21 protein-coding genes and 1 riboswitch are annotated in these 21978 nt (G+C 67.7%); of the genes, 13 read left to right on the top strand and 8 right to left on the bottom strand.

The window, feature by feature from the left end; all coding sequences use genetic code 11:
* Positions 1–60: 60 nt before the first annotated feature.
* Positions 61–1896 carry a Na+/H+ antiporter NhaA gene (nhaA, locus tag ACT9F5_RS04840; RefSeq protein WP_445118774.1) on the bottom strand — a complete coding sequence of 612 codons (1836 nt, stop codon included), beginning with the start codon at positions 1894–1896 and terminating at the stop codon, positions 61–63.
* A gap of 168 nt (positions 1897–2064) precedes the next feature.
* Positions 2065–2183, top strand: a riboswitch (glycine riboswitch).
* A gap of 39 nt (positions 2184–2222) precedes the next feature.
* On the opposite strand from nhaA, the gene gcvP reads away from it, so the two are divergent.
* Positions 2223–5132, top strand: a complete 2910-nt coding sequence (gene gcvP / locus ACT9F5_RS04845) for an aminomethyl-transferring glycine dehydrogenase (RefSeq protein ID WP_445118775.1) — start codon at positions 2223–2225, stop codon at positions 5130–5132.
* Between the two features lie 93 nt (positions 5133–5225).
* On the opposite strand, the gene ACT9F5_RS04850 is transcribed toward gcvP, so the two are convergent.
* Positions 5226–5498 carry a hypothetical protein gene (locus tag ACT9F5_RS04850; RefSeq protein WP_445118776.1) on the bottom strand — a complete coding sequence of 91 codons (273 nt, stop codon included), beginning with the start codon at positions 5496–5498 and terminating at the stop codon, positions 5226–5228.
* Between the two features lie 159 nt (positions 5499–5657).
* Here ACT9F5_RS04850 and ACT9F5_RS04855 point away from each other — a divergent pair, with 159 nt between their 5' ends.
* Genes ACT9F5_RS04855 through ACT9F5_RS04865 form a run of 3 tightly spaced genes read left to right on the top strand, consistent with a single transcriptional unit; the run spans position 5658 to position 8241 of the window.
* Positions 5658–5879 carry an AbrB/MazE/SpoVT family DNA-binding domain-containing protein gene (locus ACT9F5_RS04855; protein WP_445118777.1) on the top strand — a complete coding sequence of 74 codons (222 nt, stop codon included), beginning with the start codon at positions 5658–5660 and terminating at the stop codon, positions 5877–5879.
* Positions 5880–5889: 10 nt separating this feature from the next.
* Entirely contained in the window at positions 5890–6330 is a 441-nt protein-coding gene (locus ACT9F5_RS04860) for a type II toxin-antitoxin system death-on-curing family toxin (protein ID WP_445118778.1), read from the top strand.
* A gap of 42 nt (positions 6331–6372) precedes the next feature.
* Positions 6373–8241, top strand: coding sequence for an FUSC family protein (locus ACT9F5_RS04865; RefSeq protein ID WP_445118779.1), 1869 nt, complete (start codon positions 6373–6375; stop codon positions 8239–8241).
* 1 nt (position 8242) lies between these two features.
* On the opposite strand, the gene ACT9F5_RS04870 is transcribed toward ACT9F5_RS04865, so the two are convergent.
* The gene (locus ACT9F5_RS04870) at positions 8243–9151 is read right to left on the bottom strand and encodes a LysR substrate-binding domain-containing protein (protein ID WP_445118780.1); all 909 of its coding nucleotides are present in this window, start codon (positions 9149–9151) and stop codon (positions 8243–8245) included.
* Between the two features lie 138 nt (positions 9152–9289).
* Here ACT9F5_RS04870 and ACT9F5_RS04875 point away from each other — a divergent pair, with 138 nt between their 5' ends.
* The 8 genes from ACT9F5_RS04875 to ACT9F5_RS04910 all read left to right on the top strand — a co-directional run bounded on the left by ACT9F5_RS04875 (position 9290) and on the right by ACT9F5_RS04910 (position 16469).
* Positions 9290–9721: a DoxX family membrane protein gene (locus ACT9F5_RS04875; protein WP_445118781.1), complete on the top strand. Its 432-nt coding sequence runs from the start codon at positions 9290–9292 to the stop codon at positions 9719–9721.
* A gap of 78 nt (positions 9722–9799) precedes the next feature.
* The gene (locus tag ACT9F5_RS04880; RefSeq protein WP_445118782.1) at positions 9800–10588 is read left to right on the top strand and encodes a DODA-type extradiol aromatic ring-opening family dioxygenase; all 789 of its coding nucleotides are present in this window, start codon (positions 9800–9802) and stop codon (positions 10586–10588) included.
* 158 nt (positions 10589–10746) lie between these two features.
* On the top strand, positions 10747–12024 hold the full coding sequence (locus ACT9F5_RS04885) for a histidine kinase (RefSeq protein ID WP_445118783.1): 1278 nt from the start codon (positions 10747–10749) through the stop codon (positions 12022–12024).
* On the top strand, positions 12021–12803 hold the full coding sequence (locus ACT9F5_RS04890; RefSeq protein WP_445118784.1) for a response regulator: 783 nt from the start codon (positions 12021–12023) through the stop codon (positions 12801–12803). Before ACT9F5_RS04885 ends, ACT9F5_RS04890 begins: the two co-directional genes overlap by 4 nt.
* A gap of 13 nt (positions 12804–12816) precedes the next feature.
* Positions 12817–13032: a hypothetical protein gene (locus tag ACT9F5_RS04895; protein ID WP_445118785.1), complete on the top strand. Its 216-nt coding sequence runs from the start codon at positions 12817–12819 to the stop codon at positions 13030–13032.
* A 90-nt stretch (positions 13033–13122) separates the two neighbouring features.
* On the top strand, positions 13123–13527 hold the full coding sequence (locus ACT9F5_RS04900) for a BlaI/MecI/CopY family transcriptional regulator (RefSeq protein WP_445118786.1): 405 nt from the start codon (positions 13123–13125) through the stop codon (positions 13525–13527).
* Positions 13524–14933 carry a M56 family metallopeptidase gene (locus ACT9F5_RS04905; protein WP_445118787.1) on the top strand — a complete coding sequence of 470 codons (1410 nt, stop codon included), beginning with the start codon at positions 13524–13526 and terminating at the stop codon, positions 14931–14933. Before ACT9F5_RS04900 ends, ACT9F5_RS04905 begins: the two co-directional genes overlap by 4 nt.
* A 147-nt stretch (positions 14934–15080) precedes the next feature.
* Positions 15081–16469, top strand: a complete 1389-nt coding sequence (locus ACT9F5_RS04910; RefSeq protein WP_445118788.1) for a M64 family metallopeptidase — start codon at positions 15081–15083, stop codon at positions 16467–16469.
* A 43-nt stretch (positions 16470–16512) separates the two neighbouring features.
* Here ACT9F5_RS04910 and ACT9F5_RS04915 read toward each other — a convergent pair whose 3' ends face one another.
* From ACT9F5_RS04915 to ACT9F5_RS04925, 3 genes are all read right to left on the bottom strand, one after another.
* On the bottom strand, positions 16513–16806 hold the full coding sequence (locus ACT9F5_RS04915; protein WP_445118789.1) for a type II toxin-antitoxin system RelE/ParE family toxin: 294 nt from the start codon (positions 16804–16806) through the stop codon (positions 16513–16515).
* A 2-nt stretch (positions 16807–16808) separates the two neighbouring features.
* A complete protein-coding gene (locus ACT9F5_RS04920; RefSeq protein WP_445118790.1) occupies positions 16809–17093 on the bottom strand; it encodes a ribbon-helix-helix protein, CopG family in 285 nt (94 codons plus the stop codon).
* A 76-nt stretch (positions 17094–17169) separates the two neighbouring features.
* Complete coding sequence (locus ACT9F5_RS04925) at positions 17170–17586, bottom strand: VOC family protein (protein WP_445118791.1); 417 nt, start codon at positions 17584–17586, stop codon at positions 17170–17172.
* A 38-nt stretch (positions 17587–17624) separates the two neighbouring features.
* On the opposite strand from ACT9F5_RS04925, the gene ACT9F5_RS04930 reads away from it, so the two are divergent.
* On the top strand, positions 17625–17975 hold the full coding sequence (locus tag ACT9F5_RS04930) for a MazG-like family protein (protein WP_445118792.1): 351 nt from the start codon (positions 17625–17627) through the stop codon (positions 17973–17975).
* A gap of 7 nt (positions 17976–17982) precedes the next feature.
* Here the strand turns inward: ACT9F5_RS04930 and ACT9F5_RS04935 are convergent, their stop codons facing one another.
* Both ACT9F5_RS04935 and ACT9F5_RS04940 read right to left on the bottom strand, forming a co-directional pair.
* On the bottom strand, positions 17983–21087 hold the full coding sequence (locus tag ACT9F5_RS04935; RefSeq protein WP_445118793.1) for a DEAD/DEAH box helicase family protein: 3105 nt from the start codon (positions 21085–21087) through the stop codon (positions 17983–17985).
* Between the two features lie 42 nt (positions 21088–21129).
* On the bottom strand, positions 21130–21966 hold the full coding sequence (locus ACT9F5_RS04940; RefSeq protein ID WP_445118794.1) for an HNH endonuclease: 837 nt from the start codon (positions 21964–21966) through the stop codon (positions 21130–21132).
* Between the last annotated feature and the right edge of the window lie 12 nt (positions 21967–21978).

Raw genomic sequence — 21978 nt, forward strand, 5'->3', positions numbered from 1 at the left:
AATGGCGCTTCAGGCCCTCTGCCGGCCCCCGCCGGTTTCAGATCGCGGCTGAAGCCGCTCCTACGAAGGGCGGGGGGCGCGGCCGGCGCGCCACAGCACGGCGGTGCCGATGACGGCGGCGAGGATCGAGGCGGCGAAGATCGCGATCTTGGCCGCGGCGAAGTCGGACGGCTCGGCGAAGGCCTGCTGGGCGATCAGCAGCGACATGGTGAAGCCGATACCGGCCAGCGAGCCGGCGCCCAGTACCTGCACCCACGAGTACGCATCGGGCTTGGTGGCGATGCGCAGGCGCACGGCCAGCGCGCAAAACGCGACCATGCCGGCCGGCTTGCCGAACGCGAGGCCGGCGATGATCGCCAGCATCAGCAGTTCGTGGCCGCCGACCACGCTGGCGTCGATCACCACGCCGGCGTTGGCGAACGCGAACAGCGGCAGCACGATGTAGCTGGAACGCGCGCCGGCGTAGCGCAGCATGCGTTCGGTGGGCGACTCCAGGCGGTCGTGGATCTCGTCCATCGCGTGCATCGCCGGTTCGGAGGGGCCGCCGCGCAAGGCTTCTTTTCCGCGCTTGGCCTCGGCCGCGAGGATCGCGTCGGCCTGCACCATCAGCGCCTTGTAGTCCGGTGGCGGGCGGCTGGGGATGAACATCGCCAGCAGCACGCCGGCCAGGGTGGCGTGCAGGCCACCCTGGTAGATGCACACCCACAACACCACGCCCAGCAACAGGTAGGGCGCGGCGCGGTACACATGCATACGGTTGAGCAGCGCCAGCAGGCCGAGGATCACCAGCCCGGCCAGCAGCCAGTCCCAGTTCTGGCCGGCCGAATAGAACACCGCCACCAGCAGGATCGCGACGATGTCGTCGACGATCGCGGCGGCGGTCAGGAAGATCCGTAACTCGACCGGCACGCGACGGCCGAGCATCGCGATCAGCGCGATCGCGAACGCGGTGTCGGTCGCGATCGGTATGCCCCACCCGTGCGCCCACGGACCGGAGGGGATGACCAGGCTGTAGACCACGGCCGGCACGATCATGCCGCCGCACGCGGCGGCGATCGGGAATGCGGCCGAGCGCCGGTTGGTCAGGTGGCCGACGGTGAACTCGCGCTTGATCTCCAGCCCGACCACCAGGAAGAAGATAGTCAGCAGGCCGTCGTTGACCCAGTGCAGCAGCGACATCGAGAACACGTCGGCGCCGAAGTTGAGCCCCACCCGGGTCTCCCACAGCGCCATGAAGGCCGGCCCCAGCGGCGAGTTGGTGATCGCCACCGCCAGCACCGAGGCCAGCACCAGCAGCAGGCCGGCCGACGGGCCCCAGCTGGCGAATTCCAGCGCCTTGGAGCGCATGCGGTGGCCGAGCGAGCCGACCAGCGCGTCGGCCAGTTCGGCCTCGTCCCAGGAGCCGAAATAGCGCCGGCCGTTGATGAAGAACGTCGGGGTGAAGTGGACGCCACTGGCATGGGCGCTGCGCTCGTCGGCATCCACCCGCGCGCTGGCGCGGGCCTGCGCCTTTGCCGTGGAGTCGGCCTCGTCCCCCCACGGTTCGACCCCGAACTCGGCGGCCACCGCGGCCAGGTCGGCCTCGGTCAACTGCTCCGAGCGCGACATCAGCTCGATGTGCGCGTCCCAGAACCGCTCCGGGTCGACCCGCTCCACCATTTCGGCCGCGCGCCGGGCCAGGTCGCTGCCGGTCAGCGGCCGGTGCCGGAACACGTAGCGCAGCTGGTCGCCGAAGCGGTCGCGCAGGTCGGCAATGACGCGGTTGGCCGCGCGGCAGTGCGGGCAGTCGTAGCTGCCGTACTCGACCAGGGTCATCCCGGCCTGGTCCGTGCCCAGGACATGGTCGCGGGACGGGTCCACGCGGCGGTCGAGGCGGTGGGTGTCTGCCGGGGTCATCACGGGGAGCTTGTCTCGCGGAGGGGCCGGGGCAACGGGCAGGGTAGCGCGCCGCCCGTTATAATCGCCGGGTGATTCCCAGCCGGTGGGAGAAGCGGTCCAGCCTCCGGGCGCGGCCGCTGCCGAAGGCGCAACGCCCGTAATCGCTCAGGCCCCAGTACCACCGACTGTGACAACTCTGGAGAGACCGGTTCAATCCGGCGCCGAAGGTGCACGAAGCGACCCTCCCCCGCTGCCGTCATGGAGCACGCTTCCGAACTCTCAGGCAAAAGGACAGAGGGGCGCCCCGCGTGCGGCACCGCACGTTCGCCATCGGACGCCCAGCCATGAGTCAGGACACCCACGTTTCACTGCGCTCGCTCGAGCACCATTTCGCGTTCCTCGAGCGCCACATCGGCCCCAACGACACCGAGGTCGCGCAGATGCTGCGCACGGTCGGGCACGACTCGCTGGAGTCGTTCACCGACGCCATCGTGCCGGGCTCGATCCGCTCGCCGCAGCCGCTCGCTCTGCCGAGGGCCATCAGCGAGGTCGAGGCGATCGCCAAGATCCGCCAGGTCGCCGACCGCAACGAGGTGTTCCGCAGCTTCATCGGCCAGGGCTATTCGGGCACGCATACGCCGAACGTCATCCTGCGCAACGTCCTCGAGAACCCGGGCTGGTACACCGCCTACACGCCGTACCAGGCGGAGATTTCGCAGGGCCGGATGGAAGCGCTGATCAACTTCCAGACCATGTGCGCCGACCTGACCGGCATGGAGATCGCCAACTCGTCGCTGCTCGACGAGGCGACCGCCGCAGCCGAGGCGATGACCCTGGCCAAGCGCTCGGCCAAGTCGAAGTCGGACGTGTTCTTCGTCTCCAACGGCGTACACCCGCAGACCATCGAAGTGGTGCGCACCCGCGCCGAACCGATCGGCATCGAGGTGGTGGTCGGTGACGAGGCCGACGCCGCCGGCGTCGAGTCGTTCGGCGTGCTGCTGCAGTACCCCGACACCTTCGGCCGCGCGGGCGCCGACTACCAGGCCATCAGCGATGCGGTGCACGCGCGCCAGGGCCTGGTCTGCGTCGCGGTCGACCTGCTGGCGCTGACCCTGCTCAAGGCACCGGGCGAATGGGGCGCCGACATCGTGGTCGGCAACACCCAGCGCTTCGGCGTGCCGTTCGGTTTCGGCGGCCCGCACGCGGCGTTCATGGCCTGCCGCGACGCCTACAAGCGCTCGATGCCGGGCCGCCTGATCGGCGTCTCGCTCGACGTCGAAGGCAACAACGCCTACCGCCTGACCCTGCAGACCCGCGAGCAGCACATCCGCCGCGAGAAGGCGACCTCCAACATCTGCACCGCGCAGGTGCTGCTGGCGGTGATGGCGTCGATGTACGCGGTCTACCACGGTCCGGAAGGCCTGGTCCGCATCGCGCGTCGCACCCACCGCTTCGCCGCGATCCTGGCCGGCGCACTGCGCGGGGTCGGCGCGCACGTCGGTGACGACTTCTTCGACACCCTGCACGTCAGCAACGTCGACGCCGCCACGGTGCACGCCAACGCCAAGGCCGCGCGGATCAACCTGCGCACGATCGACGATGCCAACCTGTGCATCAGCTGTGATGAGACCACCACCCGCGAGGACGTGATCGCGATCGCCGGGTTGTTCGGCGCGCAGATCGACGACATCGACGCGCTCGACGTCGACACCGCCGACGCGCTGCCGGCCGCGCTGCTGCGCGAGTCGAAGTTCCTGACCCACCCGGTGTTCAACACCCACCACTCCGAGCACGAGTTGCTGCGCTACATGCGCGCGTTGTCCGACAAGGACCTGGCGATGGATCGCACGATGATCCCGCTGGGCAGCTGCACCATGAAGCTCAACGCCACCGCCGAGATGATCCCGATCACCTGGCCGGAGTTCGCCAACATCCACCCGCTGGCGCCGGCCGAGCAGGTGCAGGGCTACAAGGAGCTGATCGACGGGCTGGAGGCGATGCTGGTCGAGATCACCGGCTACGACAACGTCAGCCTGCAGCCCAACTCCGGCGCGCAGGGCGAGTACGCCGGCCTGCTGGCGATCCGCGCCTACCACCGCGCCCGCGGCGACGAACAGCGCGACATCTGCCTGATCCCGGAGTCCGCGCACGGCACCAATCCCGCGTCGTCGCAGCTGTGCGGGATGAAGGTGGTGGTGACCAAGTGCGACGCCAACGGCAACGTCGACGTCGAGGACATCCGCGCCAAGGCCGAAAAGTACAGCGACCGCCTCGCCGCGATCATGATGACCTACCCGTCGACCCACGGCGTGTTCGAGGAAGACGTGGTCGAGATCTGCGAGATCGTCCACCAGCACGGCGGCCAGGTGTACACCGACGGCGCCAACATGAACGCGCTGGTCGGTCTGGCGAAGCCCGGCAAGTGGGGCTCGGACGTCAGCCACCTCAACCTGCACAAGACCTTCTGCATCCCGCACGGCGGTGGCGGCCCGGGCGTCGGCCCGTGCGCGGTCAAGTCGCACCTCGCGCCGTACCTGCCCAAGGCATTCGGCGGCATGCGCACGGAAGGCGTGGGTGACGGCGCGATGGTGTCGGCCGCGACCTTCGGCAGCGCCTCGATCCTGCCGATCAGCTGGATGTACATCACCATGATGGGCACCCAGGGCCTGCGCAAGGCGACCCAGGTGGCAATGCTCAATGCCAACTACATCGCCAGGCGCCTCGCCCCGCACTACCCGACCCTCTACACCGGCCGCAATGGCCTGGTCGCGCACGAGTGCATCCTCGACCTGCGCCCGCTGGAAAAGGCCACCGGGGTCTCGGCCGAGGATGTCGCCAAGCGCCTGATCGACTTCGGCTTCCATGCCCCGACCCTGAGCTTCCCGGTCGCCGGCACGCTGATGGTGGAGCCGACCGAAAGCGAGTCGATGCACGAGCTGGACCGCTTCATCAACGCGATGATCGAGATCCGCGAGGAGATCCGCGCGATCGAGGACGGCAAGCTAGACCGCGACGACAATCCGCTCAAGCACGCCCCGCACACCGCCGCGCAGGTCTCGGCCTCCGAGTGGACCCACGCCTACCCGCGCGAGCTGGCGGCGTTCCCGCTGGCGGTGCTGCGCCAGCAGAAGTACTGGCCACCGGTGGCGCGCGTCGACAACGTCTACGGCGACAAGAACGTGTTCTGCAGCTGCGTGCCGATCAACGAGTTCGAGGGCGAGATCGAAGCCTTCAGCGAACCGAACGTAGCGTAGCCGCCGCACCGCGTCGCAATGGACGCATCGCAATGAAAGCGGGCCGCTGATGCGGCCCGTTTTTTTGCATCGCCGAAAGTGGCGACGATCGGTTCAGGCGGCTTCCGGCGGCGGCTTCAGTTCCTCCGCCAGTTCGTCCAGCTCGGCGATCGCCGCCTCCAGCGCGTCATGGAATTCGCCCTGGCGCGTCATCAGCTCTTCGATGGTGTTCGACTCGCCGAGCTTCTTCAGTTTGCCCTCGTCGAACTTGAGCCATTGCGCCGTCAGCAGCTCGACGTTGTTCTTCGTGTAATGGCGCATCTCCTTGAGCTGGGTGGCCAGGTCGATGACGTGGTCGAGCGGGGTCTTGGGGGTTTCGTCGGACATGGTGGCTCCCGGGAGAGGATTGCCCCGAAGGTACGGGGGCGGCGCGGGAACCGGTGTGAATCCATTGCGCGTTTCGCAGCAGTGGCCAGCGCACTTGCCACCTGCTCTTGTGCCGTATATAACTTAAGTTATAACGTTATTCTGTACCGGGAGTACCCCATGAAGCTCAAGATCACCACCATCGGCAATTCCGCCGGCGTCATCCTGCCCAAGGACCTGCTGGCCCGGCTGCGGCTGGAAAAGGGCGACGAGTTGTTCGCGCTGGAGACGCCCGACGGCGTTCGCCTGACCACCTACGACCCGAGCCTCGCGGCGCAGATGGAAGTCGCCGAACAGGTCATGCGCAAGCGCCGCACCCTGCTGCACAAGCTCGCGCAGTGAGGTGGCCGGGATGATCGTCTGGATCGAAAAGCCACTTATCCTCGCCATCCACGACCGCCAACTGGCCGAGCACGGCGGCATCGGCGGTGTGCGCGACGAATCGCTGCTGGACTCGGCACTGGCCCGGCCGCAGCAGTTGCATGTCTACGGCGATCCGCCGCCGGACCTTGTGGACCTGGCAGCCAGCCTGACCTTCGGCCTCGCCCGCAACCATCCGTTCGCCGACGGCAACAAGCGTACTGCGGCGGTAGCCTGCGAAACCTTCCTGATGCTCAATGCCACCATCCTGGAAGCCGACGACCTGGCGCTATACCCGGTCTACATCGCCCTCGCCGAGGGCTCGATGTCCGAAGCCGAATTCGCCGCCTGGCTGCGTCGCCATATCCGGCTCGACTCCGGCAGTGACGTCCACGAGCCGCCGACGCGTTACGCGGTCAAGTCCGGCGGCTGAGTCGTCGCGCCAGTCCCGACGGCGATCGGCCACAATCGCCGCATGTCGACCGCGCCACCGTTGTCCTCCACCCGCCGCATGCTTCGCGGCATGCTGCATTTCCAGCCGCCCACGCCGCGACGCTGGCTGTTCGCGTTGCGCGCCAGCGCCTGCATGGGTGCGCCGATCGTCGCCGGCGCACTGGCCGGGGACGTGCCGGCCGGGCTGATGGCGGGCATTGGCGGCTTCACCGCGTTGTATGGCGCGGGCCGCCCCTACCTGAGCCGCGCCCGGCACCTGGCGGTGATCGCAGTGGCCTTCGCGCTAGCGGTCGGCCTGGGATTGTGGGCGGGCACGACGGCGTGGGCGACGGTGGTGATGGTCGCGCTCATTGCGATGCTCGCCACCTGGCTGGGCAATGCCCTGCAGATCGGGCCGCCGGGCGCCTACATGTTCGCGCTGGCCTGCGCGGCCGGCACCGCGATGCCGGCTGCGCACCTGAGCCCGTTGCATGCGGCGACACTGGTGTTGGCCGGTGGCGGATTTGCCTGGCTGGTGCACATGGGCGGCGCGCTGTTCCTTCCGCACGGGCCGGAGCGCAGTGCGGTCTCGGTCGCTGGCGCGGCGGTGATCGACTACGTCGCTGCGATCGGCAGCGCCCGCGAAGGCCAGGCCCGCCACCGCGCGGCATTCACCCTGCACCGGGCGTGGTCGGTGCTGGTCAGCCAGCAGCCCGCGCATGCACGCGCCAACGGCACGCTCGGTCGCCTGCGCACGCTCAACCGCGAGTTGCACCTGCGCTTCGCCGAGGCGATGGGCGCGGCCAGCCGGCAGTCGCCTCTGCCGACCGGCCTGCGCGACGACCTGCACCGGCTGCTCGCGCAGATCCGCGACCCGCGCGAACTCCCCGGCTCCACCACCGATGCGATACCACTGGGCCACCCCGGCGTCCGTGCCGTGCTGCTGGAAGCATTGCAACCCGGCTCCAACGCGCGCCGGGTGATCCTGCGCGTCGGCGTGGCGGCGGTGGTCGCCGGTGCGCTCGGTGCGGCGATCCACCTCGACCGCGCGTACTGGGCAGTCGCAGCGGCGGTGCTGATGCTGCACCAGGGCTTCGACTGGTTGCGCATGCTCCAGCGCAGCATTGAGCGCCTGCTCGGCACCTGGGTCGGGTTGCTGGTGGCCGGGGCGATCATCGTCGCGCACCCGCAGGGCCTGTGGATCGCACTGGTAGTGATGGCGCTGCAGTTCACCATCGAGATGGTGGTGGTGCGCAACTACACGCTGGCGGTGGTGTTCATCACCGGCGCGGCACTGACCATCGCCAGTGGCGGGCAGCCGGTGGCGTCGCCCGCGGCTTACCTGTTGGCGCGCGGGGTCGACACCTTGGCCGGTTGCGTGGTGGCGTTGCTGGTGTTCCGGCTGATCCCACCGCGCGCGTCGACCGCGGCGATCCCGGCACAACTGGTGCACGCGCTCCGGGCGGTCGATGCGGTGATCGTCCACCTCGCTGCAGGCAGCGTCACCACGCCCGCGGCCAGGCACACGCGGCGCCAGCTGCAACACGCCAGCTTCGCCCTCGCCCAGGCGCACGAGGAGAGCCTCGTCGCCTCACCCCGGCAACGCCGCACCGCGGAGCACAACTGGCCCGCTATCGCCGCCACCGAGCGCCTCGCCTACCGCACCCTGTCGGCCTGCTGGTCGCTGGAACGGCACGGCGACGATGCCACCCGCCAAAGCACGGCCGGGCCGTCGATGTTCGGCGACGACGGCGAAGCACGCGTGCACCAGGCGCTGGACGTCCTCGCCGACGCCGTCCGCGACGGCGGCACGCCCCCGCCACTGCCCGAACTGCCGCACGTACTCGAGGCCGAACTGGTCAACCTGCGCGAATGCCTCGTGCGCAAGCCGCAGGCCCACCCGCCGGGCTGACTCACGGCTCCGCCTGCACCCAGGATGGATGCTCGAACGCCTCCACAAGGAAGTCCACCATCCGCCGCACCCGCAAGGGCAACTGCTTGCGGGTCGGGTAGACGACATGGATGCCGAGCTCGATCGAGCGGTACCCCGGCATCAGTTCCACCAGCGCGCCACTGCGCAGGTCGTCGCCGACGATGAAGTCCGGCTGCAGGATCACGCCCTGGTGGTCGAGCGCGGCCGCGCGGCAGGTGTCGCCGTTGTTGGCATGCAGGACCGGGCGGATGCGCACCGTGACCGGGCCGTCGGGGCCCTCGAATTGCCATGCATCGCGCGTGGCCCAGTAGCTGTAACTGATGGTCCGGTGCGCGGCCAGCTCGTGCGGATGCACCGGCGTGCCGTGCTGCGCGAGGTAGCCGGGCGAGGCGCACGCCACGATGCGCGTGGTCGCCAGCTGGCGGCTGACCAGATTGGAACTGGGCAGCGTGCTGATGCGCACCGCCAGGTCGTAACCCTCGTCGACCAGGTCGACCAGACGGTCGCTCAGGGTGATGTCCAGCGCCACCCGCGGATGCGCCTGCGCGAACCGGCCCCATAGCGGCGCCAGGTGCAGCACGCCAAAGGTCAGCGGCGCGTTGATCCGCAACTGGCCGCGCGTTTCGCCGCTGCGCGAGCTCAATTCCGATTCGGCCTCGTCGATCGCCGCCAGCAGGTCGCGGCAGCGCAGTTGGAACTGCTGGCCCTCGGGGGTCAGCGACAGACGCCGGGTCGTGCGTTGCAACAGGCGCACGCCCAGTCGCTTCTCGAGTTCGCCGACATGGCGCGAAACCGCCGCCTTCGACAGCCCCAGCGCCTCGGCGGCGCCGACAAAGCTGCCCGCATCGACCACCGCCACGAAGCTCGTCATTTCCTGGACCTTGTCCATCGCCGTTCCGTTTGTCTTGAATATCGAGACAGTAAATCACTAAAAACGCTGTTTATCACAGATGACGTTGCCAATAAAGTTGTCCCGTGCCCGGCAATACGGGCGCCCACCCGCCCTCCCAGACAACAGGCAACCACCATGAATGCGACCACCCTTCCCTTTGCCGCGACGGCTACCCAGGCCACCACCACCGACACCGCCGCCCTGCTGGCCCGCGCCAGCCTCGGCGTGATGTTCCTCGCCCACGGCCTGATGAAGTTCTTCACCTTCACCCTGCCCGGCACCTACGCCTACTTCGAGTCCATCGGCTTCCCCGGCTGGGCCGCCTACGTGGTCTCCCCGGCCGAAGTGCTGGCCGGCATCGCCCTGATCGTCGGCTTCCGCACCCGCCTGGTCGCGCTGCTGACGCTGCCGATCCTGGCCGGCTCGATCATCCCGCACGCCAGCGCCGGCTGGAGCTTCTCCAACGCCGGTGGCGGCTGGGAATACCCCGTGTACCTGCTCATGACCGCGATCGTGGTCGCGCTGCTCGGCGGCGGCCGCTACGCCATCAGCCAGCCAAAAGCCTGACCACAGGCAGTACCCGGCGCGCGGCTGCCCCCAGCCGCGCGCTTCCCCACGTCCCGCCAGAGACCCGCAGAGATCGCCATGACCCGTACCCCCGCCCTCTTCATTTCCCACGGCTCGCCGATGTTCGCGCTGGAGCCCGGCCTGCTCGGGCCGAAGCTGCGGCAGTTCGGCGCCGGCCTGCGGGACGTGCGCGCGGTGCTGGTCGTGTCGCCGCACTGGCAGACGCTGCACAAGGTGCGCGTGCTGGCCACGACCGAACCGGAAACCATCCACGACTTCGGCGGCTTCCCGCCGCCGCTGTACGAGTTCCAGTACCCCGCGCCGGGTGCCCCCGACGACGCCGCCGCGGCCGCGCGCCTGTTGCGCGAAGCCGGCTTCGAGGTCGAACCCGATTCGCGCCGCGGACGTGACCACGGCGCCTGGGTCCCGATGCGGCACATGCTGCCGGACGCGAGCCTCCCGGTGTTCCAGGTATCCATGCCCAACGACCTGTCCACCGACACCGCATTCGAACTCGGCCGCGCCCTCGCGCCGCTGCGCGATGCCGGCGTGCTGGTGGTCGGCTCCGGCAGCCTGACCCACAACCTGTACGAGTTCCGCCAACACATCGACGACCCGGAGTACGCGCAGCAGTTCGCCGACTGGATCGCCGACGCCGTCGCCCGCAACGACATCGATGCGCTGGTCGACTACCGCCGCCGTGCACCGCACGGGGCCCGCGCGCATCCGACCGAGGAGCACTACCTGCCGCTGCTGGTCGCACTCGGCGCCAGCGACGAACGCGACCGCGCGCGCCGGATCGAGGGCGGGCTGACCTACGGCACGCTGTCGATGGATTCGTATGCATGGGAACCGCCCGCGCCGTGACACCGTCCTGACCGTGCCACGGCTGTCCCGGCGTCCGGTTTCATTCCGTGTCCGGGCGCTCCCGTCGCACCCACCGGGGTTTCGTCGCAACCACCGCCAAGCGCCCGCATTGCGCCACTATGCTTCGGCGCAATCCCGGAACCGTGGCGGAATCCATCGTGACCAAGAGCTTCTTCTTCATCCTTCGCGTCGCGCTGGCGTGGCTGCTGGCGCTGTTCCTGCTCGCCATCGTGCTGGACTCGATCCCGATCATCGGCGACATCACGCCGGTGTTCCTGATTGGCTGCATCGTGCTGGCGCTGGTCATCACCGGCGCGTTCTCTCACCTGCGGCGCGTACGGTTGATCGCGGGTGACATCGACCGGGCGACGCTCTCCAACCGCCAGCGCCGGCAGATCGAGATTCCGCTGGAGGCCGGCGAGGCGTTCGACCTGCTCGACGCCGCGATCCGCGACCTCCCGCGCACCGAGGAAGTCGAAAGCGCGCGCGACAGCCTGCAGGTGCGCGCCAAGGTGCAGCGCCCCGAACCCTACGGCCGCAGCGTGTTCGGCCAGCTCAACCCGGCCAACTGGTTCGGCAGCCTGCGCAACCAGATCCTCGCCACCGTCACTCCCGGCAACGGCACCGGCAGCGTCACCCTGATCTGCGAACCCGAGAGCGGTGCGTGGAGCGACTGGTTCCGGGTCGACGACGGCACCAACCTGGAGAACGCCGAGGCGATCACCCGCGCGATCACCCGCCGCATCGGCGAGCACCGTCGCAACGAGCAACGCGCCAGCGCCCAGACCGCGACCGAGAAGGAGCTCACCGTCGCCCGCCTGAGCCTGCTGCAGGCCCAGGTGGAACCGCACTTCCTCTACAACACGCTGGCCAGCGCGCAGGTGCTGACCCGCGGCAACCCGGCGCAGGCCGACGAGATGCTCGGCCACCTGATCGCCTACCTGCGCCATTCGCTGCCGAGCGCCGAGGACAGCCTGTCGACCTTGGGCGATGAACTCGAACGCGCCCGCGCCTACCTGGAGATCCTCAAGATCCGCATGGGTGCGCGCCTCGGCCTGCAGATCGACGTGCCCGAACCGCTGCGCCCCACCCCGCTGCCGCCGATGATGCTGCAGACCCTGGTCGAGAACGCGATCAAGCACGGCCTTGAACCCAAGCCCGGCGGCGGCACCGTGTGGATCCTCGCGCGCCGCGACGGCGACGCGATCGCCGTCACCGTCGCCGACGACGGCCAGGGCTTCGGCAGCGAGACCGCCGGCACCGGCATCGGCCTGAAGAACGTACGCGAGCGGCTGAACCTGCTCTACGGTAGTGACGCCTCGCTGGCGGTGGTGGCCAACGTCCCCGCCGGCGTCGCCGCGACGATTACCGTTCCCGCAGTTGTGCCCGCCGTCACCACCGACCGTAGCGGGCATGCCGAGGACGCCACCGCATGACCCGCGCCGTCATCGCCGAGGACGAAGCCCTGCTGCGCCAGTCGCTGGTCGAGCTGCTGCACGACGCCTGGCCAGACCTGGAGATCGCCGCCGAGTGCGAAGACGGCGCCAGCGCACTGGACGCGATCGCCGAGCACCAGCCCGACGTCGCCTTCCTCGACATCCGCATGCCCGGCCTCAACGGGCTGGAGGTCGCCAGCGCCGCGGCCAGTGCCAGCCCCGCCACCCGCATCGTGTTCACCACCGCCTACGACCAGTACGCCATCGACGCCTTCGACCGCGGCGCGATCGACTACCTGCTCAAACCCATCGAGCGCGAACGCCTGGCCGCCACCGTGCAGCGCCTGCAGGACCGCGCGGCCAATGAATCATCCGACACCGCCACGATCGACACCGAGGCACTGGCGACCCTGTTCCGCCAACTCGGCGAACTGCCGCGGACCGACGCCCCCCAGCCCCTGACCTGGATCACCGCCAGCAACGGCCGCGACACCCGCCTGATCATGGTCGACGACGTCGCCTACTTCCGCGCTGACAACAAGTACACGGTGGCGATGACCGCCGACGGTGAAGCGCTGCTGCGCAAACCGATCCGCGAGCTGTTGGGCGTGCTCGACCCGACCCGGTTCAAGCAGGTCCACCGCTCGACCATCGTCAACCTCAAGGCGATCGCTTCGGTGACCCGCGACGACACCGGCAAGGGCGTGCTGCGGCTCAAGGGTCGCCCGGAAACCCTGACCGTCAGCCAGCCGTTCATGGCGCTGTTCCGCGGCATGTAGCGAGGGATTGGCAATGAACAGAATGAACAAATGGATCATCGCAGCTGCGCTGTCCGCCATCATCCTGACCGCCGGTATCCTGCAAACAGGCCCCTCGATAAGCGTCAGCCTGTCGCTCAGTCTTGGCAGTGACGATGCCGAATCGACGACCCCGGCTGCCTCGCGATGGGCATTTGATCTGCAATGGGCTCCCGCCACGGGTGCGCCGACATTGGCATCGGAGCCATGACCGGTTGAGGCAACCAGCCACAGGCAATGCGGCTGGATGTTGACATCTACTAATCGAGTAGTACTATCCGATTCGTAGAGAGGAGCCGACATGTCCCAACCCCGTCCCACCGAAGGCGAACTGGCGATCCTGCGCGTACTGTGGGATCGCCCCGGCCCCTGCACCGTGCGCGAGGTCCACGACGCGCTGACGCGCACCCGGGACACCGCCTACACCACCGTGCTGAAGATGATGACGATCATGGCCGACAAGGGCCTGGTGGTCCGCGACGAGTCCGAACGCAGCCATCGCTATGCGGCCGTGCATCCGGAACCGCAGGTGCAATCGGCGCTGCTTACCGACCTCATGCACCGCGCGTTTTCCGGCTCGGCGCTGCAACTCGTGCAGCGCGCACTGGACGTCGACAGGACCAGCGCCGAAGACCTCGATGAAATCGCGCGGATGATCGCGCAGGCCAGGAAGCAACGCGGGAGCGGCAACGGGAGTTCGTCATGAACATGCTCCACACGGTGCAATCCGCACTCGCGACCAGCCTGTTGCACTCGCTCTGGCAGGTGGCGCTGCTGACGCTGCTCGCGGCTTCGGTACTGGCCCTGTTGCAACGGCACAGTGCCGCGACCCGGCACGCCGTCGCCATGGCATTCCTGCTGTTGATGGCGGCCGCGCCGGTGGCGACCTTCGCGTGGCTGCTCGGACAACCCGCAGTGGCCGAGGGCATGCCTGCAGCGAACCCGGCGTGGTCGGCGTTGGTGGTGTCGCCTGCACTCGACATCGCCGCAAGCCGTGCAATCACCGCCCCGGACTGGCTGCCCTGGCTGTGGTGCGCCGGCGTGCTGGCAATGGCGGCACGATTGCTGGGTGGCTGGTGGGTCGTGCGTACGCTCGACCGGCAGGACTTCTCGTCACTGCCCGCGCACTGGCTGCAACGCACCGACCGGTTGCGGCGCCGGCTCGGCATCCGTCGGCCAGTCGTCGTCCGGTTGCTGCAGCGGCTGGACCTGCCGTGCACCGCCCGCGCATGGCGACCGGTGGTGTGGTTGCCACTGTCGATCCTGACCCGGCTCGACCCCGACCAGATCGAAGCACTGATCGCACACGAGCTGGCCCACATCCGGCGCCTCGACTGGATCTGGAACGGACTGCAGTGCGCCGTCGAAGCGCTGCTGTTCTACCACCCCGGCATGTGGTGGCTCAGCCGCCGCATCCGCCAGGAACGCGAGAACGCCTGCGACGACCTGGCGGTGTCGGTGTGTGGCGACGCCATCGTGCTGGCCGAGGCGCTGGCGACGCTGGAACACCACCGCTTGCCCACCCCTGCGCTTGCCCTGTCCGCCACTGGAGGTCCGCTCATGAAACGCGTTGCCCGCCTGCTGTCATACGACCCTGCCGCCCCCAGTCCACCGCGCCTGCGCTGGGCGATCCCGATGGGCGTCATTGCCGCGGTGTGCTCCGGCGCGCTGCTGGCCGCCCAGTTGCAGTCGCCGCAATCCACCACCGCTGCCCAGCCACCCGCGACCGTTACCTCGGTCGAACACCACACGCCGGCTCCACCGCCACCGCCGCCGGCCCCACCCGCACCGCCTGCGCCGTGGTCGGGCGCGGTGCCACCGGTGCCATCCGCCCCGCCCGCGCCACCGGCCCCGCCAGCACCACCCGCGCCGACCACCAGCGCCGCGTACCAGTCCGCACTGCGTAGCGTGCAAGCCGACGCTGGCGTGATCGGCGTGGTCGGCTCGCCGGTACGCGCCGTGGACAGCGGCCATGACATCTGGATAGGCGACGACCGCGCCGACCTCAGGTTCGCGGTTGCGGGCCCGAAAGCCACCGCGTTGGTCCATGTCCAGAGCGAACTGCAAGGCGACACCTGGACAGTCTTGACGCTGGAAATATCGGGTTACTGATCGATCCCCCGCATTGCCGGCGCGGCGCCGGCAATGCGGCTGGCCGAGTGCATGTCCGCAGCCGTCGCCCTAGACTCGCCGGGACACCACTCGCCGGCCAGTCCAATGACCCACCGCCTGTTCCGAACCGCCGTTGGCTCGCTCATCTTGCTGCTCGCGTCCATCGGCATGGCCGTCGCCTCGCCGGACGCGACGCCGCAGACAATGCGGCTGGATTACCTGCACACCGGTGATGTCGGCGAGCAGCACTACGCGCTCGACCGCATCGTGATCGAACCGCTGCCGTGGGCAGGCAACCCGGCGCGGCCTATCGATGACAGCAACCGCGGCAACAACAAGTTCGAAGTGGTCGATGCCGCGAGCGGCGAGCTGCTGTACTCGCGCGGCTTCAGCACCGTGTTCGCCGAATGGCGCACCACCGAAGAAGCCGACGGCATGTCGCGCGGGTTCCAGGAATCATTGCGTTTCCCCGCGCCGGCCACCCCCGTCACCGTGCGCATTTACGAACGCGATGCCACCAACGCCTTCGTGCCGGTCTGGAGCATCGACGTCGATCCCGACGCGCTCGACATCCAACGCAAGGCGCTGCCCTCCACGCTCGAGCCCGTCGCCATCCGCGACAACGGCCCCTCGGCGCAGAAGGTCGACCTGTTGATCCTCGGCGACGGCTACACCGAAGCCGAGCGCGACAAATTCATCGCCGACGCCCGCCGCCTGAGCGACCATCTGTTCACCGTCTCGCCGTTCAAGCAGCGCGCCGCCGACTTCAACGTCTGGGCGCTGATGGCACCGACGCCGCAGTCCGGCATCTCGCGCCCGTCGACCGGCGACCACCACCCCTCCGCGCTCGGCGCGCGCTACGACATCTTCGGCAGCGAGCGCTACGTGCTCGCGCTCGACAACCGCGCCCTGCGCGAGATCGCCCAGCACGCGCCCAACGAGTTCATCGAGATCCTGGTCAACAACCAGACCTACGGCGGCGGCGGCATCTTCGGCCAGTTCAGCACCGCCGCGGCCGACAACGCATTCGCGGACTACCTGTTCGTGCACGAGTTCAGCCACCACTTCGCCGGCCTTGCCGACGAGTACTACACCTCGCCGGTGGCCTACGCGCCCAGCGACGCCAAGGTCGAACCGTGGGAGCCCAACGTCACCGCCCTGCACGACCCGACGCAGCTGAAGTGGGGCCACCGCGTGCGCGCCGAAACCCCGGTGCCGACGCCGTGGCCGAAGAACGAGTACGAAGCGCGCCAGCGCGAGTTCCAGCAGACTCGAGCCCAGTTGCGCGCAGACAAGCGGCCCGAGGCCGAGATGGAAGCGCTGTTCCGCGAAGAGCTGGCCTACACCGACCGGCTGTTCTCGGACGCGGCGTACAAGAACGTCGTCGGCGCCTTCGAGGGCGCCAACTACGCCGCAACCGGTTACTACCGCCCGCAGATGCAATGCCTGATGTTCGACCGCAGCGACGCCTACTGCGATGTCTGCAGTGACGCCGTGGAGGAGATCATCGACCTGTATTCGCGGGCGGCCCCTTGAGCCTCGCCAGCCCAGTGCTTGCAACAAGTGCCCTGCCGCTCACCTACGGCGAAAAGCCGGCCTCCCGCTGCCCGCGTACGGCCAAGACGAACACCGTATCGAGCGCGGGCACGTAGCGGTACAGCGCCACGTAACCGTGCGAACCGCGGCCGATCACCAGCTCACGCTTGTCGTTGAGGGCCGGGCGGCCGATCAGCGGGTTGGTTTCAAGCACCCCGACGGCATCGATGATCTCGCGCAAGCGGGCGGCAACATGCTCCGCCTCATGCTGGGTCAGGTGTTCAAGAATCCGACCCAGGTCATCGCCGACTTCGGGGGCCAGCTCGATGCGCGCCAACGTTACTTCGCCAGGCTACGAGCAACCGGCGCCCGGGCTGCCTTGCCGGCGACGCGGGCTTCAAGGTAGCCGCGCATCTCGCCCCAGGGGATGGTCTTCCCGGATTCGACGATGCGGGCGTAACGCTGTTCCGCCACCGCATCGAAGTCGGCGTAGCGCTCGGCCAGCTCGGCTTTCTCGGCGATCGCTTCCAGGATGAAATTGTGCGAGGTCGTGCCGGCACGTTTCGCCGCCTCGGCAATGCGGACCTTGAGCTCGTCGGGCAGGCGAATGGTGGTAGTGCTCATGGCGCGCTCCAGCGCGAATTTGTCACGGCGAATGTAGCACATTTGTGACACTTGCACTGTAACTCCTTGCCGGGCTTCAGCCGGCCGGCGGCCCCTTGAGCTCCACCACGTTGCCCTCCGGGTCGGACAGGTACTGCGACGGCCCCTCGCCCATCGCGCCGTAGCGCGAACCGAACTCGCCCACCTGCACGCCATGCGCCTGCAGGTGGGCGGCGATGGCCTCGCGGTCGAACGGCAGCACCTGCAGGCACAGGTGGTCCATGTTGTGGCCTTGCGCCCCCGGTGCGGTGCCTCCCATGCGCCCGAGCTTGCCGTCGACATCGACCAGGTCGATCAACGAGTCCCCCGCACGCAGTTGCAGCAGGCCAATCGCCTCCTGCCGCTTCTCGACCGTGCAGCCGAGGACATCGCAATAGAACGCCTGCATCGCCGCCACGTCGCGGACGCGCAGGACGACGTGGTCGAGGCGTTGGAGGGAGAAGGGAATCGTCATGGGTTTAGGATAGCCCGGACACCGCCCGGACACCGCGCATGAGCCAGGACATCGAAGCGCTGCAAGCCGCCCTGCGCGAATTCGCCCGCGAGCGCGAATGGGGGCAGTTCCACTCCCCGAAGAACCTGGCCGCCGCGCTGTCGGTGGAATCGGCCGAGTTGCTGGAACACTTCCAGTGGCTGACCGAAGCCCAGAGCCGCGACCTGCCCGGCGACAAGCGCGAACAGGTCGCCGAGGAACTGGCCGACGTGCTGATCTACGTGCTGCAGCTGGCCGACAAGCTGGGCATCGACCCGGTGGATGCCGCGTGGCGGAAGATGGAGGCTAACGGGAGGAAGTATCCGGTAGAGCGGGCGAAGGGGCGGATTACGAAGTACACGGAGTTGTAATCGCCCCTTAGCCAGAAGGCCGCATTTCCCCGCTCTTGGACCGGAGCGCCTCATACAGCTGCGCAGGGCCAAGCAAAATGTCTTTCAAGCCGTCTCGAATGCGTTCCGACCCAAGTGCTTGACTGCTCATCTTGGTGTGCGCTTCGAACGCATCCATGATCGCGTGCATCAATGCATCTTTCAGATCCGGTGAATTGGCGAATTGCTCCTTGCTGTTGTCCGCCGCTTGCTGCACTAGCGTTTCGTTCTCCAATAGCTTCCCCTTGAGCACGCCGTTGACGTAAACCAATTGGTCATCATCAGTGAGCTGTCCCTCGAACAGTCCATTGACCTTCTCGATGATCTCGGCGAGGTACGCCTGCTGCTTGTCCTGCACCCGACCGCTGCCCACCGCATCCAGCGGAGGCAGCTTGTAGGTGCCGTCCGCGTTGAGGTTGAGCGGTTGCTTGCCACCGCTGCGCAGGGTGTGATGGGTCAGCACCACCTTTGATAAATCGACGGTGTCGCGTTCGCGACCGAACTCCAGCAGGGGCAACAGGTGTGTGTAGAACAGGAACCGCTTCTCGATGTCGGTGTTGCCGTAGTCGAACATCTGCGAAAGAAAGGCATACAGCCTGTTGAACGACGCCATGTCGCCCTTGAACAGGATCAGGGCATCCAGTTCGTCCTTGGCGTTCTTTTCCGCGTCGCCATCGTCGGCTTCAATCGCCGCCGCGCGGGCCTGTTGAAGCGCTTTGTAGCGCTTCAACAGGCGGTCGGCGACGGGATGGATGGCGGCGACCAGTTGCGCCTGCGTGGCACGCGGGTCCATCTCCACGATGGCCAGGCGCTCCACCTCGAAATTGTCGTAATGCCCGGCGGCATCCAGCTTGGCCCGCAGGTCAAAGATCAGGTTCGGGTCGGTCGTCGCCTCCAGCTCGGCGGTTTCGTAGTACGTCTTGAACGCCTTCAGCACGTCGCCGGCTTCGTTGACGAAGTCCAGCACGTAAGTTGTCTTCTTGCCGGGGTATGCGCGGTTGAGGCGGGACAGCGTCTGCACCGCCTGGATGCCGCCAAGCTTCTTGTCCACGTACATGCCGCACAGCAGCGGCTGGTCGAATCCGGTCTGGAACTTGTTGGCGACCAGCAGCAGGTGGAACTCCGGCTGGGCGAAGGCCTCGCGGATGTCGCGGTTCTTCAGGCCCGGGTTGAGCAACTTGCTGGTCTCGGTGACCGGTTCGGGGTAGGTCTCCGGGTCATTCACCTCGCCGGAGAACGCCACCAGCACGCCCAGCGGGTAATCGCGGCGCTGGATGTACTCGCGGATGGCCTTCTGCCAGCGCACCGCCTCCTGTCGGGACGACACCACCACCATCGCCTTGGCCTTGCCGCTCAGCAGCGGCTGCACGTTCTCGCGGTAGTGCTCCACCACGATCTGCACCTTGGCGGCGATGTTGTACGGATGCAGACGGACCCACTGCATGATTCCCTTCATCGCGGTGCTGCGCTCGACCTGGGTGTGGTCGATCTCCTTGCCGTCGTGCGCAAGGCGGAACGCGAGGTCGTACGGCGTGTAGTTGCGCAGCACGTCGAGGATGAACTCCTCCTCGATCGCCTGCCGCATCGAATACACATGGAACGGCTGCGGCAGCCCGTCCGGGCCGGGCCGGCCGAACAACTCCAGCGTCTTGCCCTTGGGCGTGGCGGTAAAGGCGATATAGGTCAGCCCGGACTCGGCGCTGCGCGCGCCCATCTGCGCCGCCAGCAAAGCCTCGGTGTCGATCTCGCCGCCGTCCTGCAGCTCGGCCCATTCCTGCGGGCTCAACAACTGCTTGAGCTTGGCCGCCGCCTGCCCGGTCTGCGAACTGTGCGCCTCGTCGGCGATCACCGCGAAGCGCTTGCCCTCGGTCGCGGCCAGCTCCTGCACCGCCTGCAGCGCGAATGGGAAGGTCTGGATGGTGCAGACGATGATCTTCTTGCCGTCCTTCAGCGCCTGCCCAAGTTGCGCGCTCTTGCTGCCGCTGTCGCTGGTGATGGTGGCCACCACCCCGGTGGTGCGCTCGAAGTCGAAGATCGCCTCCTGCAGCTGGCTGTCCAGCACGTTGCGGTCGGACACCACCAGCACGCTGTCGAACACCTTCTTGTTGTCGCGGTGCAGGTCGGCGAGAAAGTGCGCAGTCCATGCAATCGAATTGGTCTTGCCTGACCCGGCCGAGTGCTGGATCAGGTAGCGCTGCCCAGCGCCCTGCTCGTGCACGTCGGCGACCAGCTTCCGGGTAGCGTCCAGCTGGTGGTAGCGCGGGAAGATCACTGTCTGCAGCTGCTTCTTCTCGTCGCGCTTACCAATCAGGTAGCGACCGAGGATCTCCAGCCAACTGTCGCGTGCCCAGACGTCTTCCCACAGGTAGCGGGTAGCGAAGCCCGCCGGGTCCGACGCATTGCCGGCTCCCCCCGCATTGCCCCGGTTGAAGGGCAGGAAGCGCGTGGCCTCCCCCGCCAGCCGCGTGGTCATCATCACCTCGGCCTGGCTGACCGCGAAGTGCACCAGCGCGCCGCCGGGGAACGCCAGCAGCGGCTCATGCAACCCGCCCTTGGGGTGCGGGTGCCGGTCCAAGCGGTACTGGTCCACCGCGTCGCCCACGCTCTGGGTGAATTCCGACTTCAACTCCGCCGTCGCCACCGCGATGCCGTTTACGAACAGCACCAGGTCCAGGCAGTCGTTGGGCCGATTGGGCGAGTGCTTGACCTGCCGCACCACCCGCAGCCGATTGGCCGCGTAGTGCTGCTGGGTCATCGGGTTCATCGCCAGCGCTGGCTTGAACTGCACTAGCGACAGCGGCTGCTTGAGCCCCAGCATCTCCACGCCACGGCGCAGCACGTCCAGCGTGCCGCGCTCGTCGAGGTTCTTGCGGACGCGCTCGGCCAGCCGCTCACCCAGCTGCGGGCCGTGGGTCTTCAGCAGCCGCTGCCAGCTGTCGGGCTGGGTCGCTTCGATCCATGCGAGCAGGTCGGGCAGGAACAACCCGTGCTGGCGGTCGTAATGGGCGGCATCACCTTCGGCGTGGAGCCAACCGTTGGCCGCAAGGTGCGCGCAGATTTCGCGCTCGAAGTGGTGCTCCAGGTGCAGGTTCATCCTTCCCCCGACTGCCGCTTTTCCGCAGCAGCAAATTGAATGCTAGGCGTAATGCTCGCGGCGGTGACAATTCGGGCACAGCGCGATGGCATTGGCGACGGTGTCTTCGCCCCCATCCGCGAGCCGTACCTTGTGGTGGACCTCAAGATATGGACTTTGGTCCTTCCTGCGGAAAAACGGTGCAGGCGACCGACAGCTCTCGCATTTTCCGGCGGCGCGGAACAGCACTTCCGCGATCACATCTGCGTTTCTGACGAAAGCAGCCGTTGTGACGGTCACGATGCGAGGGAGCTTCGGTGCAAGCGCAAGGCGCTCTCTGCGCCGCGTGGGCGTATCGGACAAGGCCGCCTGCAGTCGCTGGTTGAGCTGCTGCTGAAGAGTGCTTGCATCCTCTGGATCAACCCGCGGCGCCACCGCAATCTCCAGGAAGAAAGACCCATCGGATCTTTGGACGGCGGTCCTGCTCCGGCCCTCCCATCCGTGCACCGGCAGATCGGCGTAGGCGGTGTGCATCGGCTGCATCGAGAAGCGCTTCGCGGGTCGCGGAGGCTTACCTCGCGCCATGTCAAACCGCTGATGCGCCTCAGACGTAAGGGAATACGTCGTGCCTTCGCGTTCGACGCCCAGAACCCGGAACACGCCGTAGACCTGATCCCGCACGATCACCACCAACAGCTCGACGGGCGTCTTGTGGGGATGGAGGTAGTCATACGCCGATTCCGTCGGCTGTGTGTACGTGTAGTCCTCCACGGTGCCGCCAGCAGCCAGCAGCTTCTTGACGCTCTCAGCGGAGTGTCGAAGCAGCATGATGCTCTCCAGCGGGACGCCGAACTCTTCCGCCACCAGCTGCGCCAATGCCATGCGGCCCGTGTGCTTCATGTTTCTGACACG

Source organism: Lysobacter sp. F6437, assembly GCF_052547215.1.

Excerpts from the sequence above, each read along its gene's own strand:
- nhaA (WP_445118774.1), bottom strand. The coding sequence starts at position 1,896 with ATGACCCCGGCAGACACCCACCGCCTCGACCGCCGCGTGGACCCGTCC.
- gcvP (WP_445118775.1), top strand. The coding sequence starts at position 2,223 with ATGAGTCAGGACACCCACGTTTCACTGCGCTCGCTCGAGCACCATTTC.
- ACT9F5_RS04850 (WP_445118776.1), bottom strand. The coding sequence starts at position 5,498 with ATGTCCGACGAAACCCCCAAGACCCCGCTCGACCACGTCATCGACCTG.
- ACT9F5_RS04855 (WP_445118777.1), top strand. The coding sequence starts at position 5,658 with ATGAAGCTCAAGATCACCACCATCGGCAATTCCGCCGGCGTCATCCTG.
- ACT9F5_RS04860 (WP_445118778.1), top strand. The coding sequence starts at position 5,890 with ATGATCGTCTGGATCGAAAAGCCACTTATCCTCGCCATCCACGACCGC.
- ACT9F5_RS04865 (WP_445118779.1), top strand. The coding sequence starts at position 6,373 with ATGTCGACCGCGCCACCGTTGTCCTCCACCCGCCGCATGCTTCGCGGC.
- ACT9F5_RS04870 (WP_445118780.1), bottom strand. The coding sequence starts at position 9,151 with ATGGACAAGGTCCAGGAAATGACGAGCTTCGTGGCGGTGGTCGATGCG.
- ACT9F5_RS04875 (WP_445118781.1), top strand. The coding sequence starts at position 9,290 with ATGAATGCGACCACCCTTCCCTTTGCCGCGACGGCTACCCAGGCCACC.
- ACT9F5_RS04880 (WP_445118782.1), top strand. The coding sequence starts at position 9,800 with ATGACCCGTACCCCCGCCCTCTTCATTTCCCACGGCTCGCCGATGTTC.
- ACT9F5_RS04890 (WP_445118784.1), top strand. The coding sequence starts at position 12,021 with ATGACCCGCGCCGTCATCGCCGAGGACGAAGCCCTGCTGCGCCAGTCG.
- ACT9F5_RS04895 (WP_445118785.1), top strand. The coding sequence starts at position 12,817 with ATGAACAGAATGAACAAATGGATCATCGCAGCTGCGCTGTCCGCCATC.
- ACT9F5_RS04900 (WP_445118786.1), top strand. The coding sequence starts at position 13,123 with ATGTCCCAACCCCGTCCCACCGAAGGCGAACTGGCGATCCTGCGCGTA.
- ACT9F5_RS04905 (WP_445118787.1), top strand. The coding sequence starts at position 13,524 with ATGAACATGCTCCACACGGTGCAATCCGCACTCGCGACCAGCCTGTTG.
- ACT9F5_RS04920 (WP_445118790.1), bottom strand. The coding sequence starts at position 17,093 with ATGAGCACTACCACCATTCGCCTGCCCGACGAGCTCAAGGTCCGCATT.
- ACT9F5_RS04925 (WP_445118791.1), bottom strand. The coding sequence starts at position 17,586 with ATGACGATTCCCTTCTCCCTCCAACGCCTCGACCACGTCGTCCTGCGC.
- ACT9F5_RS04930 (WP_445118792.1), top strand. The coding sequence starts at position 17,625 with ATGAGCCAGGACATCGAAGCGCTGCAAGCCGCCCTGCGCGAATTCGCC.
- ACT9F5_RS04935 (WP_445118793.1), bottom strand. The coding sequence starts at position 21,087 with ATGAACCTGCACCTGGAGCACCACTTCGAGCGCGAAATCTGCGCGCAC.
- ACT9F5_RS04940 (WP_445118794.1), bottom strand. The coding sequence starts at position 21,966 with ATGAAGCACACGGGCCGCATGGCATTGGCGCAGCTGGTGGCGGAAGAG.